This window comes from Microcoleus sp. PH2017_05_CCC_O_A, assembly GCF_020738785.1.
In the GTDB taxonomy this organism is placed as follows: Bacteria; Cyanobacteriota; Cyanobacteriia; order Cyanobacteriales; family Microcoleaceae; genus Microcoleus.
Genome location: NZ_JAEQCB010000016.1, coordinates 18,349 through 40,489, shown reverse-complemented (window position 1 = coordinate 40,489; position 22,141 = coordinate 18,349). Strand labels below are relative to the sequence as shown.

General features: G+C 46.1%; 17 protein-coding genes. 11 read left to right on the top strand and 6 right to left on the bottom strand.

The annotated features are described in order from the left end of the window. Positions 1 to 5: 5 nt before the first annotated feature. Positions 6 to 1,007, bottom strand: coding sequence for a UDP-glucose 4-epimerase GalE (gene galE / locus JGK20_RS05440; RefSeq protein WP_293178400.1), 1,002 nt, complete (start codon positions 1,005 to 1,007; stop codon positions 6 to 8). 352 nt (positions 1,008 to 1,359) lie between these two features. Beyond that, entirely contained in the window at positions 1,360 to 1,563 is a 204-nt protein-coding gene (locus tag JGK20_RS05435) for a hypothetical protein (RefSeq protein ID WP_293178403.1), read from the bottom strand. A gap of 224 nt (positions 1,564 to 1,787) precedes the next feature. On the opposite strand from JGK20_RS05435, the gene gloB reads away from it, so the two are divergent. The 5 genes from gloB to JGK20_RS05410 all read left to right on the top strand — a co-directional run bounded on the left by gloB (position 1,788) and on the right by JGK20_RS05410 (position 13,576). Continuing rightward, positions 1,788 to 2,561, top strand: coding sequence for a hydroxyacylglutathione hydrolase (gene gloB / locus JGK20_RS05430; protein ID WP_293178406.1), 774 nt, complete (start codon positions 1,788 to 1,790; stop codon positions 2,559 to 2,561). Positions 2,562 to 3,033: 472 nt separating this feature from the next. Next, positions 3,034 to 3,183 (top strand): hypothetical protein, encoded by a 150-nt coding sequence (locus JGK20_RS05425; RefSeq protein WP_293196482.1) that lies wholly within the window; start codon positions 3,034 to 3,036, stop codon positions 3,181 to 3,183. A gap of 109 nt (positions 3,184 to 3,292) precedes the next feature. Then, positions 3,293 to 8,386: a PAS domain-containing protein gene (locus JGK20_RS05420; protein ID WP_293229673.1), complete on the top strand. Its 5,094-nt coding sequence runs from the start codon at positions 3,293 to 3,295 to the stop codon at positions 8,384 to 8,386. Between the two features lie 350 nt (positions 8,387 to 8,736). Next, positions 8,737 to 9,195: a 50S ribosomal protein L9 gene (rplI, locus tag JGK20_RS05415; protein WP_293127513.1), complete on the top strand. Its 459-nt coding sequence runs from the start codon at positions 8,737 to 8,739 to the stop codon at positions 9,193 to 9,195. Positions 9,196 to 9,472: 277 nt separating this feature from the next. Continuing rightward, positions 9,473 to 13,576: a replicative DNA helicase gene (locus tag JGK20_RS05410; RefSeq protein ID WP_293229670.1), complete on the top strand. Its 4,104-nt coding sequence runs from the start codon at positions 9,473 to 9,475 to the stop codon at positions 13,574 to 13,576. A gap of 198 nt (positions 13,577 to 13,774) precedes the next feature. Here JGK20_RS05410 and JGK20_RS05405 read toward each other — a convergent pair whose 3' ends face one another. Together JGK20_RS05405 and JGK20_RS05400 are read right to left on the bottom strand one after the other, a co-directional pair. Next, positions 13,775 to 14,380 (bottom strand): FKBP-type peptidyl-prolyl cis-trans isomerase, encoded by a 606-nt coding sequence (locus JGK20_RS05405; RefSeq protein WP_293207258.1) that lies wholly within the window; start codon positions 14,378 to 14,380, stop codon positions 13,775 to 13,777. A gap of 256 nt (positions 14,381 to 14,636) precedes the next feature. Then, positions 14,637 to 14,963 carry a phasin family protein gene (locus JGK20_RS05400; protein WP_265235356.1) on the bottom strand — a complete coding sequence of 109 codons (327 nt, stop codon included), beginning with the start codon at positions 14,961 to 14,963 and terminating at the stop codon, positions 14,637 to 14,639. Positions 14,964 to 15,179: 216 nt separating this feature from the next. Between JGK20_RS05400 and JGK20_RS05395 the strand changes: the two genes are divergently transcribed. The 5 genes from JGK20_RS05395 (at position 15,180) to JGK20_RS05375 (ending at position 18,809) form a co-directional block, all read left to right on the top strand. After that, entirely contained in the window at positions 15,180 to 15,536 is a 357-nt protein-coding gene (locus JGK20_RS05395) for a zinc ribbon domain-containing protein (protein ID WP_293178492.1), read from the top strand. 76 nt (positions 15,537 to 15,612) lie between these two features. Next, entirely contained in the window at positions 15,613 to 16,578 is a 966-nt protein-coding gene (locus JGK20_RS05390; RefSeq protein ID WP_293229667.1) for a BadF/BadG/BcrA/BcrD ATPase family protein, read from the top strand. Positions 16,579 to 16,628: 50 nt separating this feature from the next. Continuing rightward, the gene (locus JGK20_RS05385) at positions 16,629 to 16,823 is read left to right on the top strand and encodes a hypothetical protein (RefSeq protein WP_293178421.1); all 195 of its coding nucleotides are present in this window, start codon (positions 16,629 to 16,631) and stop codon (positions 16,821 to 16,823) included. A gap of 33 nt (positions 16,824 to 16,856) precedes the next feature. Continuing rightward, a complete protein-coding gene (locus JGK20_RS05380) occupies positions 16,857 to 17,513 on the top strand; it encodes a hypothetical protein (RefSeq protein ID WP_293178424.1) in 657 nt (218 codons plus the stop codon). A gap of 219 nt (positions 17,514 to 17,732) precedes the next feature. After that, positions 17,733 to 18,809, top strand: a complete 1,077-nt coding sequence (locus tag JGK20_RS05375) for a transposase (RefSeq protein ID WP_293178428.1) — start codon at positions 17,733 to 17,735, stop codon at positions 18,807 to 18,809. Positions 18,810 to 19,422: 613 nt separating this feature from the next. On the opposite strand, the gene JGK20_RS05370 is transcribed toward JGK20_RS05375, so the two are convergent. After that, positions 19,423 to 19,638: a hypothetical protein gene (locus tag JGK20_RS05370; protein WP_293149964.1), complete on the bottom strand. Its 216-nt coding sequence runs from the start codon at positions 19,636 to 19,638 to the stop codon at positions 19,423 to 19,425. A gap of 44 nt (positions 19,639 to 19,682) precedes the next feature. Continuing rightward, on the bottom strand, positions 19,683 to 19,916 hold the full coding sequence (locus tag JGK20_RS05365) for a hypothetical protein (protein ID WP_293149962.1): 234 nt from the start codon (positions 19,914 to 19,916) through the stop codon (positions 19,683 to 19,685). 373 nt (positions 19,917 to 20,289) lie between these two features. Here JGK20_RS05365 and JGK20_RS05360 point away from each other — a divergent pair, with 373 nt between their 5' ends. Then, complete coding sequence (locus tag JGK20_RS05360; RefSeq protein WP_293229664.1) at positions 20,290 to 22,038, top strand: hypothetical protein; 1,749 nt, start codon at positions 20,290 to 20,292, stop codon at positions 22,036 to 22,038. Positions 22,039 to 22,141: the final 103 nt, after the last annotated feature.

Here is a 22,141-nt window from a genome sequence, read left to right as displayed (position 1 = left end):
ACAGACTAAGGGTGATGACGTTTTTGGTGCCACTGCCAAGCGTGAGTTACAATATCCTTAATGTCGGGATATTCTGGAGACCAACCCAAGGTTTCGATCGCCTTTTTGCTGCTGCCAACCAAACTAGGCGGGTCTCCCGGACGCCGATCGCACTCCACAGCCTTAATCTCTTTTCCCGTCACTTGGCGGGCTGTTTCAATCACCTCTTTTACCGAAAACCCGCCACCGTTGCCCAAATTAAAGAAATCTGATTTGCCGTCATTTAGCAAATATTCTAGCCCTAAAATGTGAGCTGACGCCAAATCGTTAACGTGAATGTAATCGCGAATGCAAGTACCGTCAGGAGTATCGTAATCGGTGCCGAAAATTGCGATCGAATCTCGTTTTCCCAAAGCAGCGAACAACACCAACGGGATCAGGTGAGTTTCGGGCTTGTGATCTTCTCCTAACAACCCGTTCGGATCGGCTCCAGCGGCGTTAAAATAGCGAAAACAAACAGACTTAAAATTGTACGCCGCGTCAAAGTCTGACAAGATCCTTTCTACCATTAACTTAGTAGCACCGTAGGGATTGATCGGATTTTGCGGGTGGTCTTCGGTGAGGGGGATTTTCTGCGGTACGCCGTAAGTCGCGCAAGTAGAAGAAAACACCAATTTCTTAATCCCAGCAGCAATCATCGCTTCCAAAAGTGTAATCGTGCCGATGACGTTGTTCCGGTAATATTTAGCTGGATCGGTAACAGATTCGCCGACGTAAGCGTAAGCAGAAAAGTGCATTACCCCTGCAATGTTGTGGGTGGCGAACAAGTTGTCGAGAAGTGCGCGATCGTTTGTATCACCAACTACTAACCCTACTTGCAAAACCTGCTCTACTATATCTCGGTGGCCGTAAACTAAATTATCTAAAATCACTACACCGTAACCGGCATTTTTCAGCGCTAATACTGCGTGAGAGCCAATATATCCAGCTCCGCCTGTTACCAAAATTGTTGGTTTTTCTGTACTCATATTATTCTGGGTTGTTTTGTAGCTGTAACTGTCGATGAGATTGCAATACGGTTGGGTTAAGCCTGTTTATGCCCCGGAGATCCCCCTCGCATCCCCCTTAAGAAGGGGGACGAAAGAGAATTCTCTTGTCCCCCCCTTTTTTAAGGAGGCTGTGAGAATTCTCTTGTCCCCCGATTTTTAAGAGGGCTTTGAGAATTCTCTTGTCCCCTCATTTTTAAGGTTTGTGAGAATTCTCTTGTCCCCCCCATTTTTAAGGAGGCTGTGAGAATTCTCTTGTCCCCCCCTTTTTTAAGGGGGGTTAGGGGGGATCGGCGTTAACTGCAACTGTGGATTATCTTGTGAATTTACCAGCTCAATCGATGAACTTGAGGCGACCAATTTGGATGTAATCAAATATCCGATTGATTTGATATCGATCCTCCTCTGAAATTTTATCATCAGATAGGATCGTAGAAGTCAAAACTAAATGTTCCCGGCGAGAGATTTTGCCAGACGTGACAATCCGATCGACCATTTGAGAAATTGTTAAGTTGGATTTGTTTTGAGATGTTCGCATTTATTCGATCGCATTTATGTCAGAATATTTAAAGCTGCTGGGAGTTCTCGACCTAAAAATCGTCTGTACCAGACTGCAAAGCAATTTGTGGAACAGCAGAAACAATGTATCAGAGTTTTACTTCCAAAGATAGATGCGCTGATTATAGAATTCTGCATTATGCCTTCGGAACACGCTCACAATATTTTAATTGTATAATATTTTTTCTAGAGAGGCTGTTTTCTATGCAGGTCTATCGGATTCCGGTACTGTCGGACAATTACATTTTCTTGCTGTACGACCCCGATCGCCATACAGTAGCAGTGGTCGATCCAGCGCAAGCAGAACCGGTCTTGCAGCAAGTGCGATCGCTCAAAGCCGAATTAATCGCAATTTTCAACACGCACCACGATCGCGATCACGTAGGCGGCAACCAGCAACTGATCGATCGCTTCCCCCAAATTACAGTTTACGGCGGCGCCGAAGACCGAGGCAGAATTCCCGGACAGCAAGTATTTTTACATCAGGGCGATCGCGTTGAATTTGGCGATCGAACCGCCGAAATTTTCTTCGTGCCCGGCCACACAAAAGCCCACATAGCCTACTATTTCCCGCCCAGCAACCCAGGGGAAACCGGCGAATTGTTCTGTGGAGACACTTTGTTTGCTGGAGGCTGTGGCAGACTCAAAGAAGGCACTCCCGCCCAAATGCTAGCTTCCCTCGAACAATTGCGAAACTTGCCCGACAATACCAGAGTTTGGTGCGCCCACGAATACACGCTGACAAACTTGCAATTTGCCATTAGTGTAGATCCCGACAATCCTGAGTTACAGCAGCGCTTGGCAGCAGTTAAAGAAGCTCGCAGCCGATCGCAACCTACAATACCATCATCGATCGGCATCGAGAAAAGCACAAACCCCTTTTTGCGCTGGGATTTTCCGAGTCTTCAGTCAGTCGCCAACAGTCAAGATTCAGTGCAAACCTTCGCTCGATTGCGCGGGATGAAAGACCGATTTTGACAGTTGACAGTTGACAGTTGACAGTTGACAATTGACAGTTGACAAAAGAAGGAAGGGTCTTGGAGTAATGAATCGTCTGATTTTAATTTTTCTTTAAAAAGGAGAGGCTTTCAACCAATTCTTTCTGGTATAGCCCTTCTCAAAAAAGTGAGCTATGACATATGCCCTATGCCCATGCGTACCTCATCTTTTTGAGAAGGGCTATAAATGTCTGTATTGGGTTAAGTTGGGGGCACGAACCAAAGTAAAAGGCGATCGGTCTAAACATCAGAAGAGCCGTGGCACTGGAGGAAAAATAGACCGCTATATTGGGTAAATGCGATCGCCATTTACCGTTAACACCAAGATAGCCTTGCCAAAATTTGCGATCGGGTTTAGTTAAAGCAATTGGGTTTTTCGTTACCTGCGCGCAAGTGCGATCGGATCGCCCTCGAAAACAAGCAACAGCAGGCGATCGCAATCTACAGAAACGTTGAATAATGATGAGACCGATCGCTCATTTGCCACAGCCAGAAAATTGCCTCTCGCCTTTGCTTACACAACTGGTCAAGGCGTGGAGCTCTGGTATAAAATAAATTGTCGAGATATTGAAATTCCAGCAGAACGATCGACATCTCTCTGAGGTTTGAATTGTCAGCCTGTTTGCATCAAAAGTTTTTGTGATTATTTCCTTATATATAATTGATGAGTACGATTAGCTTTGCCACAAGTAAAACGATCTTTGTTAAAAGATGAAAAATCTAGGCAATACTGAACCCCAAGCGAAAATAGACTCCTCTGTTTCAGAGGATTCTAACAAAGCACTCAACCCGAGTGCAGCTTTGCAAACAGATGTAGGGATGGTTCTGCAATTGGCAGACGGCAGCATTCAGGCGTGCAATTCTCGCGCCGAGAAACTGTTGGGGATGACAGCAGAACAAATGCAGGGAAACACTTCCATCAACTGTCCGTGGCAGACTCTGCGTGAAGATGGCTCGGATTTTCCTGGGGAGACGCACCCGTCTATGGTGGCGCTGCAAACCGGGAAACCCTGCTCAAATGTCATCATGGGCTTCTATCAACCACAGGGAGAATTGATTTGGTTGAAGATCAATTCTCAACCTTTATTTCAGGGAGATCGATCGACTCCCTACGCCGTAGTTACCACCTTTATAGAAATCGGTCAACCTGGGCCAAGATTCGTCGGTGACGCGCCCGCCCAACAACAGTCAGACACCCTCGAAAGTATTTCCGACGGGTTCTTTGCTTTGGATCGAAACTGGCGGTTTACCTACGTTAATTCTCAAGCGGCGCGGTGGATAAATCGACTCTCGAAAGATTTGATCGGCAACACCGTTTGGGAAGAGTTTCCCGAGTCTGCGGGCAGTTTGTTCGATCAGGAATTTCGCCGCTGCGCCACAGAGCAAGTTACAGTTAGTTTTGAATCTTTTTATGGGCCGCTCAATGCTTGGTATGCGGTACGAGCTTATCCGATCGCATCGGGAATTGCCGTTTATTTTCAAGATGTTACCGAGCAGAAAGCCGATCGGGCTGCTTTTATTAAACAAGGGCAAACGGCGCACCAACAACTAGCAGAAATCGAGGCAATTTATGCTAGCGCGCCGATCGGACTTTGCTTTATCGATACCGACTTGCGATTTGTCCGCATCAACTCGCGCCTCGCAGAAATTAACGGAGTTCCCGCCGCCGCCCACATCGGTAAAACATTGCGGGAAATCTTGCCACAACAAGCAGATGATTTAGAGCCGCTTTACCGAGAAGTTATCGCCACTAAAGTTCCCGTCGAACAGCTCGAAATTCACGGGGAAAACTCAGCGCAGCCGGGAGTAGAACGTAGTTGGCTGTTGAGTCTCTATCCGCTGAAAGCCCAGGACGATCGCGTGCTGGGCGTGAATGTGATGGTACACGAAATTACCGATCGCAAAGCTCGCAAAAAAGAAATTCAACGGCTCAACCAGGAACTACAGCGCAGAGTTAACGAACTGCAATCAATATTTGATGCTGTACCCGTCGGGATCGCGATCGCCCACGATCCAGAGTGTAATGTAATTCGCACTAACAGGTTTGCTCAGTCGATGCTAACAGTGCGGCCGGATGCCAATGTTTCTGCAAGCGGAGACGAAGCCGCACTCCTTCCCTTCAGACTGCTTAGCAACGGCCAGGAAATCCCGCCAGAAGAGCACCCAATGCAGCGGGCGGCGGCTTCGGGTGCCGAATTGCGAGATGCGGAATTTCAAATGGTGCGATCGGATGGGGCGACGTTTGATTGGTTGATGAATGCGGTGCCGTTATTTGACGCACAGGGCGCAGTCTGCGGCTGTGTCTCGGCGTTTGTGGATATTAGCGATCGCAAACGAGCGGAGGCAGCTTTGCGCGACTCTGAGGAACGCTACCGCACTTTGTTTGAGTCCCTAGACGAAGGCTTTTGCGTCATCCAAATACTGTTTGACGACAACCAAAAGCCGATCGATTACCGCTTTTTGGAAATCAATCCGGCCTTTGAGAAACAAACCGGACTCGTACAAGCTGCGGGCAAAACTGCGCGGCAGCTCGTTCCAGAACTCGAAAATTATTGGTTCGAGATCTACGGCAAAGTTGCGCTGACAGGCGAACCAGCGAGCTTTGAACACGGCTCCGAAGCCATGAACCGCTGGTTTGAGGTTTCAGCGTTCCGCACGAGCGAGCCCCAGAGCCGCAAAGTCGCCATACTTTTCAAAGACATCAGCGATCGCAAACAGGCGGAAAATCGCCTGCGGGAACAGTCAGAGCAACTGCGGCTGTTCGTCAAACATTCGCCTGCGGGGGTGGCGATGTTTGACCGCCAGATGCGGTATATGCTGGTGAGCGATCGCTGGCTGGAAAGTTACGGGCTGGGCGCTCAAAACATTGTAGGTCGATCGCACTACGAGATATTTCCAGAATTGTCCGATCGTTGGAGACAAATCCACCAGCGCTGTCTGGCGGGAGCAGTCGAAATGTGTCCAGAAGATCCGTTTCCCCGCGCTGATGGTTCGATAGACTGGGTGCGCTGGGAAATTCACCCTTGGCGAACCAACAGCGGTGAGATTGGCGGGATCATGATTTTTTCCGAAGTAATCACCGATCGCAAAAACGCTGAACTCGCGCTGCAATTGGCAAACCAGCAAGTCAGCAATATTATCGAAAGTATTACCGATGCCTTTATCGCGATCGATGCACAATGGCGCTATACCTACGTTAATGCCACTGCTGAAAAACTTCTGGTGCGATCGAGAAACGACTTGTTAGGTCGATCGATCTGGGAGATATTCCCCGCCGAAGCAGAATCCAACTCAAGGCTGTATCAAGAATTTCATCGAGTCGTTTCCGAGCAAGTTTCTGTCAAGTTTGAAGAGTTTTCGCCGTCGCTTCAAAGGTATATAGAAGTCAGCGTCTATCCAGCAGCCGATGGACTTACGGCTTATTGGAGCGATATTGGCGATCGCAAACGCACAGAAGAAGAACTGCGGCAAAAAAATGCAATTTTGAACGTAATTAACGAGTCAGCGCCCACGCCAATTTTTGTTAAAGATCGACAAGGATGTATTATTTATGCCAATCCAGCCACCCTGGAGGCGCTGGGAAAACCTGCTGCTGAAGTAATTGGCCGGCGCGATCGCGATTTATACGCAGTAGCAGAACTGGGAGCCACAGTCTCGGAAAACGATCGGCGGATTATGGAATCCGGTCAAACAGAAATCGTCGAAGAATCTCCCGATGGCGTTCGGACTTTTCTGGGAATGAAAGCTCCCTACCGCAACGAAGCCGGAGAAGTAATCGGCTTGATTGGCATCTCCAACGACATCACAAAACGCAAGCGAGCCGAAGTCGCACTGCAAGAAAAAACGAAGTTACTCCAAGTAATTATAGACAGCATTGGTGACGGTTTGATTCTCGCCAACCAACAAGGGGAGTTTGTGCTGTTTAACCGCGCCGCCGTGAGAATATTCGGTCAGCTAACCAATGAAAAATCCTCTCAGGAATGGTCGAACACCTACGGACTATTTTTGCCAGACCAAAAAACCCTTTTCCCCGAGGAGGAACTACCTCTAACCAGAGCAATCAAAGGTGAATATGTCAATGATGTAGCGATATTTGTCCGCCACCAAGATTGCGAAGGTCGCTGGATCAGTATCAGCGGTTATCCGGTAGTTGATACCAGCAGAGAAATCACAGGCGGAGTGATTGTCTGTCGGGATATCACAGAACGCAAACAATCAGAAGCCGCGCTGCAAGAGAGCGAACAGCGATTCCGCTATATGGCTAACAACGCTCCATTTATGGTCTGGGTAACAGACTCTACAGGCTACTGCACTTTCTTGAGCGACAACTGGTATGAATTCACAGGTCAAACTGAGGAAACAGGTTTGGGATTTGGTTGGATAAACGCGGTGCATCCAGAAGACCGAGAATACGCCCTTAACGGATTTTTGAGGGCCAACGAACGCCAGGAACATTACAGCATGGAATTTCGCTTGGGGCGCAAAGATGGCGGATATTCTTGGGCGCTGGATGCGGCGGCTCCCAGATTTACCGACAGCGGACAATTTGAGGGTTATATCGGTTCTGCGATCGACATTACAGAGCGCAAACAAGTGGAAACCGAGCGCGATATGGTTCTGCAATTGGAACAAACGGCGCGCGCGGAAGCCGAACGAGCTAACCGGATTAAAGACGAGTTTTTGGCGGTGCTTTCTCACGAGTTGCGATCGCCCTTAAATCCGATTTTAGGCTGGTCGCAACTGCTGCTCGGCGGCAAACTGAGCGCGGCTAAAACCGCCCAAGCCTTCGAGACGATCGAACGCAACGCCCGACTGCAATCTCAATTAATCGAAGACTTGCTCGACGTGTCTCGGATTCTGCAAGGAAAACTCAGATTGAATGTTGCTCCGGTGAATGTCGGCACCATTATCTTGTCTGCTTTGGAAACCGTGCAACTAGCAGCCGAAGCTAAAAAGATTCAAATTCAAACAATCTTAAATCCAGATATCGGACTCGTTGTCGGCGATACAGGTCGCTTGCAGCAAATTGTGTGGAACTTGTTATCTAACGCGGTGAAATTCACGCCCGAAGGCGGTCGAGTAGAAGTTAAATTAGCGCAAATCGCACACGAAGTTCAAATTCAAGTTTCAGACACGGGTAAAGGGATTATTCCCGATTTCTTGCCCTATGTTTTCGAGCATTTCCGACAAGAAGACGGCGCCACAACTCGCAAATTTGGCGGTTTGGGATTGGGATTGGCGATCGTCCGCCAACTGATTGAACTTCACGGCGGAAGGGTGTTTGCAGAAAGCCCCGGAGAAGGTCAAGGAGCGACGTTTACGGTGAGATTACCGCTATTAAATGATGATTCTAGAACGCAGGATGAGACAGAACGTCATTCATCTGAGAGTGCCAATCTTTCATCTTTGCCGCTCGCTGGATTGAGAATTTTGGTAGTAGATGATGAGCCGGACTCGCGCGATTTTGTCGCCTTCGTGCTAGAGGACGCGGGTGCAGAGGTGATTTCCCTGTCATCTGCTGCTGAGGTGCTGCTGTCGATCGCCCAAACTGCACCGGATCTGATCGTCAGCGACATCGGAATGCCCGAGATGGACGGGTATATGCTGATCCGTCACATCCGCACTCAGCTCGCGCCCGAGTATCGGGGGCTAGTGGCGATCGCCCTAACAGCCTATGCTGGAGAAGCCAACGAGCGTCAAGTTTTGCAAGCCGGATTTCAAAAGCACTTATCTAAGCCGATCGATCCAACCCAGTTAGTTGCTACAGTAGCGCGGGCGATCGGCCCAAAGCTAAAAAACCCATAATAGGTTCGCAGTCAGTTGACAGTTGACAGTTGACAGTTGACAGCTTGTCAGTCAGATCCGTCGAAGGGTTGACGGTTGACAGTTGACAGAAGTCCCACGGAATAAGGATGAGATATCATTTTTGGTGCATTCATCCGTCTACAGCGAAGGTGGTGCAGAAATCGGAGAAGACTCTTCGTCCTTACTACGAACCTGATTAAGAAGGACTCTTAGTCCTGTCAACTGCCAACTGCCAACTGCCAACTGCCAACTGCCAACTGCCAACTGCCAACTCTTCCTTCTCCCTTGCGATCGCCCGTCAAACTTCGCTATTATAGAAAGTTGCAGTTAAAACCCCACAATCAACGATCATGGCCAAGCGCGTCCAATTAGTTTTAAACAAAGATGTCAGCAAACTCGGCAAAGCTGGCGACGTAGTAGAAGTAGCCCCAGGCTACGCCCGCAACTACCTAGTACCCCAAGGAATGGGATTTAAAGCCACTCCCGGCATTCTCAAGCAAGCAGCCCGCCGCAGAGAAGAAGAAAGACTGCGCCAGCTAGAGCTCAAGCAGCAAGCCGAAGTCCGCAAAACCGCCCTGGAAGCAGCCGGGCCTTTCATCATCTCCAAGCAAGTCGGCGAAGGAGACGCGATTTTTGGTACAGTCACCAACCAAGAAGTAGCAGAGCTGATCTTCAACTCTACCAGTCAAGAAGTCGATCGGCGCGGCATCACCCTGCCCGAAATTCGCGGCACTGGTACATACAAAGCTGAAATCAAACTCCACGCAGAAGTTACCGCCGAAGTTGATGTTCAAGTTGTCCCGATGTAATTTGGTATTGGGAATTGGGAATTGGGAATTGGGAATTGGGCATAGGGCATAGGGAATTGGGCATAGGGAATTGGGCATAGGGAATTGGGCATAGGGAATTGGGCATAGGGCATAGGGCATAGGGCATAGGGCATTGTCATTTGTTTTTCCACTAACCACTAACCAATAACCACTAACCACTAACCAATAACCAATAACCACTAACCAATAACCACTAACCAATAACCAATAACCAATAACCAATAACCAATAACCAATAACCAATAACTATTGACTAATGAGCGATTTGATGCCGACAAATATAGAGGCAGAGGAAGCAATTTTGGGCGGGATTTTAATCGACCCCGAAGCTATTTCCCGAATTTCTGAAATCTTGCGACCAGAGTTTTTTGCCATCACCGCTCATCAAGTCATTTATCGATCGGCATTAGGGCTATTTTTGCAAGGTCAACCGACGGATTTAATGACCGTAACGACTTGGCTGACGGATCGCAACCAGTTAGAACAAGTCGGAGGATTAACTAAATTAGCACAATTAGTCGATCGCACAGTTTCAGCAGTCAACATCGACCAATATGCAGCTTTAGTCGAAGACAAATATCAGCGGCGCCGATTGATCGAAGCGGGCAACAACATAGTACAATTAGGTTACGAGACATCAGCGCCACTAGAAACAGTCTTAGACCGTGCCGAACAAGAAGTTTTCGGCATCACTCAAGACCGCCCGCAACAAGATTTAGTATCGATCGGCGAAACCCTAAACCAAACATTTCAAGACTTAGAAAATCGCAATGAAGGCCTCACGCTTCCCGGTATTCCGTGCGGTTTTTATGATTTAGATGCCATGACAGGCGGCTTTCAGCGATCGGATTTAATCATCGTTGCTGCCAGGCCGGCAATGGGCAAATGCCAAGCAAACTCTACCATAACGCTTCAAAGCGATGGAAGCCTTGCTACCATTGAAGAAATCTATCAAAAACGTCAAGCTGAATTACTAACTTTAGGAAAAGATTGGAAGTTTCATCTAACTAGACCATCTGCTTTTATAGATGATGGAATTAAGCCTGTATTTCGCGTCACAACCAGATTGGGACGCTTTATAGAAACTACAATTACACACCCATTTTTAACAATTAAGGGTTGGCGGCAGTTGGGGGAAATACAAGCAGGCGATAAAATTGCTGTACCCCGCAGGATGGATGTTTTTGGTAAAGAAACCATTCGTGACTGTGAAGTTAAGTTATTGGCTTATCTAATTGGCGATGGGTGTTTGACACGCAGCGCGCCGCACTTCACCAATGGAAATACTGCTATACTAGAAGACTTTGCTAAGGCTGCTACTAGCTTCGGAGGTCTTAGGCTGCGATACAACGATCAAGGGAGACGCGCACCAGAATATTACGTCATGGGCGATCGAGACAGTTACAAAGACAAAATATCTTTCTTTGGTCTGAATTTGCAAAAAGTCCTTAAAGAACAACATTTGTATGTTAAAGAATTTGCTAAAATATTGAAGGTTTCACCCGATTTAGCCTCGGATTGGGTGCTAGGATTGGCATTCCCAAAGCAAAAATTATTTAGTCGCATCTGTGAAACTTTAGATGTCGCTCCCAAAAAACTAGCCGGCCCGGGAATGGAGGCTATTAATACCTTGCATCAAAACCCGCTGAGATACTGGTTAGAAGAATTAGGTCTGATGGGAAAAAATGCTCACCAGAAAACAGTACCAGACATAGTTTTTAGATTGGAGCGATCGCAAATTGCCCTTTTCCTCAACCGCCTCTTTTCCACTGACGGCTGGGCTACCCTACTTACCAGCGGTCAATCTCAACTAGGCTACTGTTCTGTCAGCGAAGGACTAGCTAGACACGTACAGCATCTACTGCTGAGATTTGGCATCATTGCCGCCCTCAAAAAACGTTTAGTTAAATATAAAAATACTCGTAATCCAGCTTGGTTTATAGATATTACTGATGCTATATCTATCAAAATATTTATATCAGAGATTGGCATTTTTGGCAAAGAAGAAGCATTGTTTAAAGTTAAAGAAGCACTAGAAAACAAAAAATCTCACAATAACCGTGATTTAATTCCTGTCGAGGTTTGGGAATACATAGCATTAGCCAAAGGCAACGAATCTTGGGCATCCTTAGCAAAACGCGCAGGCATCAAAGGTTATTCCAATATTCACGTTGGTCAACGTGCGCTGTCCAGGCAAAGACTTTTGGTTTTAGCAACTGCTTTAAATAATTCGTGGCTGAAACAACTGGCAGATAGCGAGGTTTACTGGGATGAAATAGTTTCGATCGAACCGATGGGAAACAAGCAAGTCTATGACTTAACTATCCCGGAGACACACAATTTTGTGGCTAATGATATCTGCGTTCACAATACGGCCTTTTGTACCAACATCGCGCACCACATCGCCGCCGGAGGGCAAAAATTACCGGTTGCCGTTTTTAGCTTGGAAATGTCGAAAGAACAGCTAGTGCAGCGTATTCTGTCCAGTGAAGCCAAAATAGAAAGTAATAGGTTGCGATCGGGCAGAATCAGTCAAAATGAATGGGAACCCATCAGTACAGCCATTGGTAACTTATCAGAACTACCGCTGTTTATTGATGATACTCCTAATATTACCGTGATGGAGATTCGCTCCAAAGTCCGCCGCCTCCAAGCAGAACAAGGCGGATCTCTCGGATTAATCTTGCTAGATTACCTGCAATTAATGGAAGGTAGCAGCGACAACCGCGTGCAAGAATTATCTCGAATTACAAGAAGTCTCAAAGGTTTAGCCCGCGAGATCAACGTGCCGATTATTGCTTTGTCTCAGTTGAGTCGAAGTGTGGAAGCCAGGACAAATAAGCGGCCGATGATGTCGGATTTACGGGAAAGTGGATGTCTGAGTGGTGATAGTTTAGTTACTATGGCTGATAGTGGATTAGAAGTCCCGATTCGCGATTTGGTCGGTAAATCTGGCTTTGCTGTTTGGGGATTAAATTCACATACCCTGAAACAGGAAAAAGCGATAGTGACTAATGCTTTTTGTACAGGGGTAAAGCCAGTCTGGGAGATGACAACTAGCTTGGGAAATTCAATTAAAGCAACAGGCAATCATAAGTTCTTTGCATCAGATGGTTGGAAGCGTTTAGATGAATTAAAAATAGGCGATCGGATTGCTATACCTCGATCTATTCCTTGTACTGAAGTGCAGACGATGGGTAATGCTGAATTAGCTTTACTAGGACATTTAATTGGTGATGGTTGTACTTTACCCCGACATAGTATTCAGTACACGACGCGAGAATTAGATTTAGCTGAATTAGTTGCACATTTGGCTACAGAAGTATTTGGTGATGAAATTAATTCCCGTATCAAACGCGAACGTGATTGGTATCAAGTTTATCTCCCTGCTAGTTATCATCTCGCTCCCAATATTAAAAATCCGATTACTAAATGGCTAGAACAATTAGAAGTCTTTGGTTTACGTTCCCATGAAAAATTTATTCCCAGTTTAGTATTTACCCAACCCCAAGAATCGATCGCTCTTTTCCTTCGACACCTATGGGCAACTGATGGTTGTATCAAACCGGCTAAAGGGAAGAAATGTCTTTATCCAGCTATTTATTATGCCTCTAGTAGCGAGAAGTTAGCCAGAGGAGTCCGTTCTCTGTTGCTTAGACTGAACATCAATGCGGCTGTCAGAGTTGTTTCTCAAGGTGGAAAAGGACGTACACAATATCAAGTTTGGTTGGGAGGAAAGTCAGATATAGAAATATTTGCGAATGTAATCGGTGCAGTTGGTAATTATAAAAAATCCAGTTTAGAAGATGTGAAAGTATATCTCAATAATTCTGAATGTGGGAAGACAAATCGGGATTTAATTCCGAATGAACTTTGGCGAACTCAAGTCAATCTTGCCCAAAAACGCCTTGGTTTAACCATCAAACAGATGCAAGATTGCTTGGGTATGCGTTATTCAGCCACAACGGATTACAAATGTGATATTGGTCGAGAACGCACACATCAGTTAGGGAATATTTTGGATGCCGAAGAGATATGCAAGCTAGCTGTTAGCGATATCTATTGGGATAAGGTGAAGAAAATTGATTTTTGTGGTGAAGAAATGGTTTACGATATAACAGTCGAAAATCTTGAAAGCTTTGCCACACAAGGTTTATATGCCCATAATTCGATCGAGCAAGACGCCGACTTAGTAATTATGCTTTACCGTGATGAATACTATAACCCTGATTCGCCCGATCGCGGAATTGCCGAAGTAATCATCACCAAACACAGAAACGGCCCCACAGGAATCATCAAACTATTATTTGACGCTCAATATACCTCCTTCCGCAATCTCGCATCTCCGAAGCGCTCTTAAGAAGGAAGAAGGAAGAAGGAAGAAGGAAGAAGGAAGAAGGAAGAAGGAACACACAGCAAGCTTGAGCGCGATCGATATTTTACGTTTAATTAGGTCAATTTACTTAAATCAACCAGGATTTACACAGAAACCCGGTTTCTTAAAAAAACCGGGTTTCTCCACACCGTCAAAGTTTTACGCTTAGTTAAGTTAAGCTACCTAGCCAGCGATTTTCAATAATTCCACATCAAAAATCAGCGTAGCATTAGGAGGAATCACCCCGCCCGCACCGCGAGCACCATAACCTAATTCAGGCGGAATAATCAACTTGCGGCGTTCTCCAACTTTCATTGTACCGACACCTTCATCCCAACCCTTAATTACTTGACCGACGCCAATTTTGAACTGAAAAGGAGAATTGCGATCGCGCGAACTATCAAATTTCGTGCCATCCTCCAAAGTGCCAGTGTAGTGCACTACAACCGTCTGACCGATTTTTGGAGTCGCCCCATTACCTTCTTTCAATTCAACATATTTCAGACCTGAACCTGTGGTAACAGTTTTCTCAGTATTTTCAGTTTTCTCTGTATTTCCAGTCATGTTATTGCCAGCAATAGTAGCTGGTTCTTTTGGTAAATTAGCATCAGCTACTAGCAAGCTATCTTCAGTGAAAGACTTCGCTGAGAGTATCTCAAGCGCAGCATCGGTTACAGGATTATTCACTTCGGAGGCAACTGCTGTAGGTACATAGCCGCTCATTTGAGCGACTATCAAAAACACAAAGCAAACCAGCATTACGCCCAAGCTGACCAGAATTCCTTGCAAAATTAATCCTCCTGACACTTTTAACCGCGATATCTCAGATATCTAAGACATCTAGTACAACAAGAACTACAAAATTTTATCTGAACTTTTCCGCCCAAAAATAGCGGCTGCCAGTTAATTTTAAAGGCAAAAGAAAGTATGAAGTCAGAATCTTTGTAATTCTACCTTCTGCTTTCATTCATAAGTGCCTGATTGAGCCTTCTGCGTTCGGGTGACAATTTTATCACAAGATCGCAGCGAGAGCGCGCGATCGCACTTAGCGCCAGTTACGGTTTTCTAGATCCCGCATCTGACGTTCGAGACGATCGAGCCTGCCGCGCAACTCATCCATTTCCGACTGTCGGGGAACGCCCATATCTTGCAGCATATTCCGGAGTTGGCGCTGCAACTGCGTATCCCAATTGCCCTGCTCGGACTTGAGATGTTCAGTCACGTCATCGACAAAGGTTTTGGCTTGCTCGGGATTGATTTTGCCATCTTTGACCCATTGCTCGCTGGCTTCCTGCAATTTCTCCGCCACCAAGGATGTAGTACCAATGCCCAGCATTACCAGTTGTTTGAGTAAGTTGCTATTGTTATCCATAGATTTTTCCTACTGTTTGCCCCAAAATACCCGATCGGCTCAGGTCGCCTGCGGTCGCTGCGAAACCCTTTGTACAATTTTAGTTACATCAGCACTGACCTACCTTTCTATTTTGGAGCATCCAGCAGCCTGCTGGCGAGTTTAACCCGCCAATCGGCGTTCGGAAAACCCGCTAATAAGCCTCCCGACAAAATTACCCCATCACCCTGCTATCCAATGCCTGAGTGTCCCCGCTGTCACCAACCTGTAGACTCCCGAGCGATCGCCTGCACCCACTGCAAAACCCCTCTCAAAGCTTTCGGTCATCCGGGTATCCCGCTTTATCGATCGGCATCCGCAGAATTTCTGTGCGCTACCTGTACTTACCACGAAGACGACACCTGCAACTACCCGCAGCGTCCCTTCGCCAAAGAATGCACGCTTTATCACGATCGAGCTGAGCCGCTGGTACCACAGACGAGCCGTTATATCAGTGGTGGCTGGCCCCAATCAATCAAAAATTGGTGTCAGCGAAATGTCGTTTGGCTGGCTTTATTTGGTTTAATTATTATTAGCATTGCCCTGTCGATTTAATCTAATTATATCAAGCGTAGAATAGAGATATCTGCGTATGTCGGGCTTGCTATGCGGTTCATTCTCTAAATTATCCATGAGTTACGTATTCGGCATCGACGGCGGCGGAACTAAAACTATCTGCATCTTAATAGACGAAAACAGAGTTGTTTTGGGACGGGGGGAAGCAGGGCCCTCAAATTATCAAACGCAGGGAATCGAGACAGCAAAACAATCAATTGAAGTGGCAATCGAACGAGCAGTTCTGTCCGCTAAAATAGAGCCAAATAGCAATCTCAACATAGAAGCAATTTGTCTGGGACTAGCCGGCGTCGCGCGTCCAAAAGATATTGAAATAGTGCAATTTGTAGTGCAGAACTTGCAGTTGACGAATACTTTACCAGTAACCCGATCGCTCTTGCCCAGAAATATCGTAATTTGCAGCGACTGCGCGATCGCACTTGTGGGCGGTATCGGCAATCCAGTCGGTATCGCCGTTATTGCTGGAACTGGTTCGATCGTTTTCGGGCAAAACCGTCAAGGGAAAACTAAACGAGTCGGCGGTTGGGGATATATTTTAGGCGATGAAGGTAGCGGATATGACATCGCTGTTGCCGGTTTGCAAGCTGCTTTGAAGTTCTATGACGGACGCTCGGAGTTTACCGTGCTGGCCCAAAAATTTCAACAGCATTTAGGTCTAAATAACCTGGAAGAATTGGTAGAAGTCGTTTACCGGCGCGGTTGGGGAGTGACAGAAATTGCAGCTTTAGCGCCGATTGTCGATCGAGCAGCAGCAGAGGGCGATCGCGTCGCTGACGGCATTATTAGTCGTGCTGTGGCAGAATTAACATTTTCCACCAAAACAGCTATTTCAGCGCTGTTTAGCCCCACAGAAGAATTTGAAATTGTGACGATCGGAGGTGTGTGGGGTTCAGAAGCTAATTTCCGGGGTAGGTTTGAAAGTGCGATAAGCGCGATCGCCCCGAATGCTAAGGTAATTTTGCCCCGATCCGAACCAGCTTTCGGTGCAGCGTTGTTAGCATTAAACGCTCTCAAGAATTAAGCTCGTCCGGCGCTTCCTGCTAGGATTTCAGCTTAACTGCTAAAAGGACGATGAATCCCAATCTCTCCTTTATCTTCCTTATCTTCCCGATCGCCCCAGCCTTGCCAATTTTCGAGATTTTGCCAAAATTAAAAATTCTTGATTATCTACCTTATCTTCCCAACTTGCAGAATCTCTACCTGCCATCATTAAAACATCAAATGAATCCGAAACGCGAAACAGATTTAGCAGTAGTACATTCCTAAGTAAAACAAAACAAAACCAAGGAGACAAATTATATGATTACTTCTCACAAATGGCGCTCAGCAACAGCAGCAATCCTCGCAGTAGGCATTACAGTTGCAACCAGCGCGCCTCTGGTGGTAGCTACTCCCGCAGAAGCTCAACAACGAATTTCACAATATGATAGCATCCGAATTCCGTCTGGCAGTGTAATTCCAGTTAGCTACGAAAAAGAAAAAATTGTTGTTACCCGCGATGAAACTGCACCTTTAACTTTAACCGTATCGCGAGACATCCGCACAGATCAAGGAAGAGTATTAATCCCCGCAGGCAGCCAAATTGTCGGGGAATTGCGACCGGTTAGAAGGGGCAATCAAAGGGGTACTCAATTTGTTGCCAGAGAGTTAATTGTCAGCCGCCGCCAACGCTATCGGATTGATGGCTATTCCGGAGTTATTACCAGAACCGAAAGAGTTCAAAAAGGTGCCGGCACAGGTTCAGTAGCGCAAGGTGCAGCATTAGGCGCAGCAGCAGCAGCAGCCCTAGCAGGCATTACCGGGGACAAGGCAATTGCCACTGAAGAAGTATTGGGAGGCGCTGGCATCGGCGCATTAGCGGGAGTATTGTTGGGGCGGCGCAGTGTTGACGTGATCGTGATTCGCCCGGAAGAAGATTTATCAGTCAGATTGCGATCGGACATCGTGCTGCGGTAATATTAAAATCTTCCGATTAAGTATTTGCAGCAAAACATTGTCGATCGCAAACTTGTGGTCTCCCGATAATTGGCTAGGCATACTATTAAGGTTGTGCTTAGCCATGTTTGTTGGCGGAATTATTGGATGGGAGGTTGACAAAGGCTAGACAAATAAGGTAATAGAAACACTTGACAAACCTAGACGACAAAGCGTACTATTGAGAAAGTTATTTAATTGATGCTTGTGCTGTTATCAATCAAGACAAAGTTAAAATTAACAAGTGCCGAAAAACAATTGATGAGTAAACACGCTGGAATAGCTCGTTTTACTTACAATTGGGGTTTGGCGACTTGGCAAAACTTGTACCAAGATGGATTAAAGCCCAACAAATATATTCTCAAAAAGTTTTTCAATAATTACGTCAAGCCAGAGCTGGAATGGATTAAAGAAAAAGGGATTTGTCAAAAGATCACTCAATATGCTTTCGACCAATTAGGTAATGCGTTCGATCGTTTCTTTAAAGGACTGGGTGCTTATCCCCATTTTAAAAAGAAGTTTCAACACGATGCTTTCACTCTTGATGCTGGTGGCAAGCCGATGAGAGTTGGCGGGGTAAGGATTAAATTGCCTACAATTGGCTGGATTCGGACGTTTGAAGGATTGCCAAATGTTACTACTTCTAAAATAACAATTTCTAGGATTGCTGATGACTGGTATTTATCTTTTGCTTACGAGCAGAGTCAGCAAGTAATAGCCAAACAATATGAAGTTGTTGGTGTAGATTTAGGCGTGAAAACTTTAGCTACACTTTCGACAGGAGTTGTGTTTGAAAATCCCAAGTATTACTACCAAGAGGCTGCGAAACTGAAGCGACTGCAAAAACAACTATCTAGAAAAAAGAAAGGCAGCAATCGCCGATTTAAAGCGAGAATGAAAGTGGCTCGTCAACACAGTCGAATTGCCAATCTCCGCAATAATACTCTTCATCACGTTACTACTTATTTAAGCAAAAACCACGCGAAAGTAGTAATTGAAGACCTAAACATAGCAGGAATGATGGCTAATCATAGGTTGGCTAAAGCAATTGCTGACTGTGGATTTCATGAATTCAGACGACAACTAAAATATAAGTGTCGAAAATTTGGTTCCGAACTAATGATAATTAGTCGGTGGTACCCAAGTTCTAAAACTTGCTCTAGTTGTGGGAATATTCAAGATATGCCGCTTAAAAAACGCACGTATGATTGTTGTTCGTGTGGCATATCTATCGATCGCGATCTGAATGCCAGTCTGAACATATCAAGGTTGGCTTAACCTTGAAAGCTCGTTGAGGGATAGCCGCTCCGATGCCCCCGATGAAACGAGAAGTAATGACTAGACTTGTCTAGGATTTATATAGCAGTAATTAAAGTATTGGAGCGTCGAAGTCGTCCCAAATAGTCGATCGCCCAACTCGCGTGGCTCTGTACTTTTTTGCAGCCGTTAAAAGTGACAGATAGACTCTGGTTTGAGGGGACAAGTCTTATTTGCGATTAGATCATCATCTAGCCATAAATAAGTTAATTTTGTGAAAGGTTTCATGGGTATTATGTCTGATAAGTTATCATCGTTATAATTAGGTACGTAGTTGGGCTTTAGCCCTCTTTTTATATAAAAAGAGGGCTAAAGCCCAACTACGTACCTTTTATTTATATAACAGTTGCATCCCAGATGCTATCCGACCTTTGAGCGATGCTTTCGGTAGTTTAAAGTTTATTTTTACGACAATAAAACTGCACTGCTTCGATCGGGGGATTAGGGCGAATCTGCCTTAAGTGAACGGTATTGCGTTATAATAAAAATTAGGGGGAAAATCCACTTATAATATTAGTTAATTTTTAGGCATAATAATCACTGTCTATCCAGCCCAAAGACTGAATAAACAGGATTAATTTTTTCCATAAATAGTGGGCAAACTTATCAATTCCAAAGACTCTTGCCGCACGCGACCCGCCATCGCAGCTAACTGCAAGCTCATAAAAGCATTCAAATCTTCCAAATCACACTTTGACGAGGAAAAAATATGCTGCATTTCATTTTCCGCTTCCAAACTCAGATATCCAGCGTCAATAGCTTGTTTTACAACTTCACGAATCAGCACGATCGAAATGTTCCTTACTAAAATTCAAGGTGTCCAAAGCAAAATAATTACCAACAAGCAGTTTCCGAGGCGGTCTCCCCAAATATTTCAAATTGTTTGAGTTCGCGAGACTCTTGTTTTACCAAGCCGGACATGGCTGCTAGTTGCAAATTCATAAAAGCATTTAAGTCTTCCAGGTCATACTTTGTGGTGGTTAACATCCGCCGCAGTTGATTTTCGGCTTCCAGACTTAAATAACCTAGGCTCAGAGCTTGTTGGGCGAGATCGCGAATCAGTACCATAACACTTGGGAGTTTTATTTGTTGAATAGCCTCAGTATCAACGGTTTTCACTGACTCCGCAGTGACGGCTATTGCTCAATTTGTGTGACATTTTTAATGGCCGGCCGTGACAGCCGGACTCGCAAAGTGTGACTAAGTGTTTGCACGGGTGTGACATGGATCACGCGGGGGAGAGGGGAGAGGGGGAGATGGGAGAGGGGGAGAGGGGGAGAGGGGGGAGCATTTTTCTTATTCCCTTTGACTAATGACTGATGACTCATGACTCATGACTCATGACTCATGACTGATGACTCATGACTCATGACTACTACCTTCTACCTTCAGAAGGCTCTCACCGTCTATAATCAGCAAGTTAAATATTTACGGCAAGACTATGGAAGCACCACTTAAAGATTTGTTACAACAAATAGCCAGATTATCGGAAACTTATGCTAATTTAGCCGATCGACTCTCCCAAGCAGCCAAACAACTGCAAGACTCGGGCTTTCCTCCCTCGGACAGCTTACTTCAAGAAATTAGCGCCTACAGCCGAAACTTTGCAGAAGTCCAAAAAAAAGCACTCGAACTCAATAAATCCGCCCTCGCCCCAGGGGAAATTGCTTCCCTCAAAGACATTCAAAACTTAGTCGAGACAGCCACAGCTTCCGCTGGTAAAGCAGGAATTCGCGATGCAGCTTTGAAAGTGCTCGATCGAGTATTGGCGATCGCCCACCGCGAACAAAGCGACTTCGCGCCCTTACAATCAGTTCATGGCAGAGCTCGGGAACTTCACCGCGCCATTTCCGAATCCGCCCCAACTCAACTGCATTCCGACGCAGAATCCTTAGTGGGCGGCAAACACCCAGTTGCAGCAGTGCTCGCCCTGGTGGAGCAGCAAGACAAACTAGATGACGAACAGTGGGTGATCCTCGAAGAAACAGTCAGCGCCGCTTTTGGGAAACAAATAGCCGTCGCCATTTCCAGAGGCAAATTAACCGTTTCGCAGATGGTAAAAGCAGCACCTGCGAAAGTCGAGCCCGTATTTCAAGCAGCAACCGAACCAAAAATCAGCACCGAACCTCTACCGGAAGTTATTATCATCCCCTCGGGAAATGCGGCGCCGAAACAAGTTACAGTTGCACCACAAATCCAAATTTTGGAATCCCCCGCCGCGACGGCGCCCATGCACGAGGTGATTATCGTTCCTAGCGTGGAAGTACCTAAATCCCTCCAAGCAACCGGTTTCGGCAACATTGTGTTTGGGGCACCTCGCGAGATTCAACAAGTGCCAGTAGAGGGCGGTTTGGGATTGAAAGTTTTGGCGCACATTCAGGGAATTGGCGATCGCACTTTTAGCGCTCAAGAATACGCCGGCACTAAAGGTAAAGGCCTCCGCGTTGAAGGATTTCAAATTAATATTGAGCCACAAATTCCTGGCTTAACAGTCGAGTATATGGCTCATGTCGAAGGTGTTGGCGATACCCCTTGGATTGGCGAAGGGGAATTAGCCGGTTTTCGCGGTCAAGCGAAACGAATTGAAGGATTTGCCGTGCGGTTGAGCGGGCCGCAAGCTGATAAGTATGACGTATTTTATACTGCTCACATTCAGAATATCGGTGACACCAACGTATCCTCCAACGGCGAATATTGCGGCACTCGCGGCAAAGGTTTGAGAATAGAAGGGATCAAGGTTTGGATTGGGCCGTCTGCGAGTGCTCAAGTTGTGGGGCCTGTGGGTTTGAAAGTGTTGGCGCACATTCAAGGAATTGGCGATCGCACTTTTAGCGATAAAGAATACGCCGGTACTAAAGCTCAAGGCCGCCGAGTCGAAGGTTTTCAAATTAAAATAGAGCCTCCGGTTCCCGGTTTAAATTTGCAGTACATGGCTCATGTTGAAGGAGTTGGGGATACTGCTTGGATTGAGGAAGGGGAATTAGCCGGTTTCCGGGGTAAAGCCAAGCGCATTGAAGGATTTGCAGCACGGCTGACTGGGGTGAAAGCTGATAATTACGATGTATTTTACACCGCTCACATTCAAAATGTGGGTGATACTCCTGTTGGTTCTAACGGTCAATATTGCGGCACTCGCGGCAAAGGTTTGAGGGTTGAGGGGATGACGGTTTGGGTTGAGGCTAAAGCGTAAAGATTGAGAATGAATGGAAAATTTGGTGCTGCATTTTCCATTCATTTAAAACCGGGATTTTTTAGTCAACCAGCATAAATACTGCGATAAAGTTTGTAGTGAG

Bases quoted from the DNA above. Each gene is read 5' to 3' on its own strand.
- JGK20_RS05385 (WP_293178421.1), top strand. From the start codon at position 16,629: ATGAATCCCAATCTCTCCTTTATCTTCCTTATCTTCCCGATCGCCCCA.
- JGK20_RS05390 (WP_293229667.1), top strand. From the start codon at position 15,613: ATGAGTTACGTATTCGGCATCGACGGCGGCGGAACTAAAACTATCTGC.
- JGK20_RS05360 (WP_293229664.1), top strand. From the start codon at position 20,290: ATGGAAGCACCACTTAAAGATTTGTTACAACAAATAGCCAGATTATCG.
- JGK20_RS05420 (WP_293229673.1), top strand. From the start codon at position 3,293: ATGAAAAATCTAGGCAATACTGAACCCCAAGCGAAAATAGACTCCTCT.
- rplI (WP_293127513.1), top strand. From the start codon at position 8,737: ATGGCCAAGCGCGTCCAATTAGTTTTAAACAAAGATGTCAGCAAACTC.
- JGK20_RS05365 (WP_293149962.1), bottom strand. From the start codon at position 19,916: ATGGTACTGATTCGCGATCTCGCCCAACAAGCTCTGAGCCTAGGTTAT.
- JGK20_RS05435 (WP_293178403.1), bottom strand. From the start codon at position 1,563: ATGCGAACATCTCAAAACAAATCCAACTTAACAATTTCTCAAATGGTC.
- gloB (WP_293178406.1), top strand. From the start codon at position 1,788: ATGCAGGTCTATCGGATTCCGGTACTGTCGGACAATTACATTTTCTTG.
- galE (WP_293178400.1), bottom strand. From the start codon at position 1,007: ATGAGTACAGAAAAACCAACAATTTTGGTAACAGGCGGAGCTGGATAT.
- JGK20_RS05380 (WP_293178424.1), top strand. From the start codon at position 16,857: ATGATTACTTCTCACAAATGGCGCTCAGCAACAGCAGCAATCCTCGCA.
- JGK20_RS05395 (WP_293178492.1), top strand. From the start codon at position 15,180: ATGCCTGAGTGTCCCCGCTGTCACCAACCTGTAGACTCCCGAGCGATC.
- JGK20_RS05375 (WP_293178428.1), top strand. From the start codon at position 17,733: ATGCTTGTGCTGTTATCAATCAAGACAAAGTTAAAATTAACAAGTGCC.
- JGK20_RS05410 (WP_293229670.1), top strand. From the start codon at position 9,473: ATGAGCGATTTGATGCCGACAAATATAGAGGCAGAGGAAGCAATTTTG.
- JGK20_RS05400 (WP_265235356.1), bottom strand. From the start codon at position 14,963: ATGGATAACAATAGCAACTTACTCAAACAACTGGTAATGCTGGGCATT.